The organism is Ornatilinea apprima, from assembly GCF_001306115.1.
Taxonomy (GTDB): Bacteria; Chloroflexota; Anaerolineae; order Anaerolineales; family Anaerolineaceae; genus Ornatilinea; species Ornatilinea apprima.
Genome location: NZ_LGCL01000001.1, coordinates 1 through 2,283, shown reverse-complemented (window position 1 = coordinate 2,283; position 2,283 = coordinate 1). Strand labels below are relative to the sequence as shown.

Here is a 2,283-nt window from a genome sequence, read left to right as displayed (position 1 = left end):
CCAACGCTGCCGCTACGCTCACCTGGGTCAAAATCTGCCCGGCTGCCGACACCAGCTCGATCCCCAGCTCGCCCGTCTCCGGCGGAAAGTCGAACACAAAGGCCAGCAGCACACCCTTCAGCCCCGCCCGCTTCAGCTCCACCCGGTAGGTCAGCAAGGGCACAAACTGCAGGTTCACCGACGCTCGCAGCGCGTAGCCCTCCAGGGTGGGGGCGTACAGCACCGTGTCGTCTTTGAGCTGCTGGAAGGCCGGGGCAAGCAGATCCCACTGGCTCTGCTTCCGGTACACCGTCCGCTCCAGGATGCGCACCAGCCGCCGGTTACGCACTGTCTGCATGGCCTGCGCCAACTGGCGCCCCTTGCCGCGCGCGTACTCGTCCAACGGCTGCCCTACACTCGCCGCGGCAGGCACCAGATCGGCGCGCAGCTCGCTCAGCGCCGCGCCTTCGCTCCCCAGCAGGGCCGCTTTCAGCTTTTCCACTTCCACCTGCCGGTCCGCCAGCACCCGCATCGCTTGCGCCAGCTTGCGCTCCCGCGCTTCCAGGGCTTGTTTCAATTCCTCAATTTGTTTCTGCTCTTCCGTCATTGCCTTACCCTTGCTCATAGGGGGGATGGTTACTGCCATGCACCCGCTGGTTTTCTCTCACGGCCGCGTTGTACAGCTTCAGCAGCTGGTAGCTCACCACTTCTTCCGAACACACCATCCGCGCTGTCTGGTGCGCGCTGCGAACCATCGCCGCCCGCTGCTCCCCGCTCAGTTCGATGGCGCGCCGCATGGCTTCGGCGATGGCTTCTTCTTCGCTCCCCGCCGCCATGATCCCGGAGAAGCCGTCCAGCACCAGCTCACTCACGCCGCCCACCGGCGTCGACACCACCACCATCCCCGCCGCCATGGCCTGCAGGATGGTCTGCGGCATCGACTCTTCCTCCGAGGCGCACAGCATGAAATCGGCCTGTTCAAAGTACTCGCCCGGCCGCTCGGTGAAGCCGGTGATCGTCACCGCGTCTTCCAGCCGCAGCCCGCGTATGGCTTTGCGGCATTCTTCCACGTACTGCGGCACAAAGATGTCGTACCCCACCAGCAGCAGCCGCGCGGCGATCCCTGCCTGCCGCAGCCGCCCGATGGCCCGGATGGCCGCCAGATGCCCTTTGCGTGGCTGCAGGGTGCCGGAGAGCAGGAAGGTCGGCGGCCTGCCCACCGCCCGCTCCTGCCGTTCCAGGTACTGCTCAAAATAGCTGCTCTCCACCGGCGCGCGCAGGGTGTAGGCCGGGGCGCCCAGCTCTTGCTGCCACGCTTGCGCGTACCGCAGCGAGGACGAATGCACCACCGATACCAGCCGCGTCCCTTTCGCCGCGGACGGGGCGGGGTAGTGCTGGTGCAGGGTGTTCACATACGGCACCCGCAGCCGGTAGGCCGCCAGCGCCACGTCTGCCAGGTAGGTGACGGCATGCACCAGCCGGATGTTTTCTCTTTTCAACCAGTCGCCAATCTGCCCCGCCCGCGCTTCGTCGCCCGCGTCCGGCTCGCGCCGGTGGGTGGTCACCCGGAAGGGCAGGCCGGTGAACGCCAGTCCCCGCTGCCGCGCGAAGCGCTGCGCTTCTTCCGCCACCGGTCCCGCCGGAAAGACCAGCACTGGCTCAAACCCGTACTGCCGCGCGATGGCCGCGTGCCGCATGATGTGCAGCGTCGCTCCCCCCAGCGCCGATTCGTGGATGAAGTAGGCCACCCGCGCTTTGCCGCCCTCGGCCGCGTGCGAGCGCAGCTCCGCGTGCAGGCGCGCCGCTTCAAACGCCGACAGGTATTCCAGCACCTGCGACTCGGTGGTGAAGCGCGCCAGGGCGTGCGCTTTGGCCGCCGCGAACATCGCCATCCGTTCTTCATCCGCGGTGGCAAAAGCCCGTTCCAGCGCTTCCAGCCAGCGGTCGTCGGCGGTCAGATAGCCGTTCAGCCCGTCTTCGATCACCCGCCGGTACACCGGCGAATCCGAGAAGATCCCCACCGCACCGGCGGCAACCGCCTCAAGGTATTTAATGGGGCTCTTACTGATCTTCACATCATGGTCCGGGAAGAGGGGGCAGACCACATAGTCAAACTGCTCCTCACGGATGGCGGTGAGGTAGCGTTCGTAGGAATAGTCAAAGGGGCGGCTGAAGGTGGGGCAGTGCAGCTCGCCGAACTCGGCCGGGTCGAAGCCCCACAGGTAGAATTCCACCTCTTCCGCGTGGCGGCGGCTGAACTCTTGCAGCTCCGCCCACAGCGTTTGCAGCTCTTTGCGCCGCGCC

General features: G+C 66.5%; 2 protein-coding genes. Both read right to left on the bottom strand.

Annotation, left to right across the window (positions count from 1 at the left end):
• The coding region (locus tag ADN00_RS00010; protein WP_201781122.1) for a hypothetical protein at positions 1-586 on the bottom strand (586 nt) is incomplete at its 3' end.
• Between the two features lie 4 nt (positions 587-590).
• Positions 591-2,283: glycosyltransferase (locus ADN00_RS00005; protein WP_152966192.1), on the bottom strand; the 1,693-nt coding region annotated here is incomplete at its 5' end.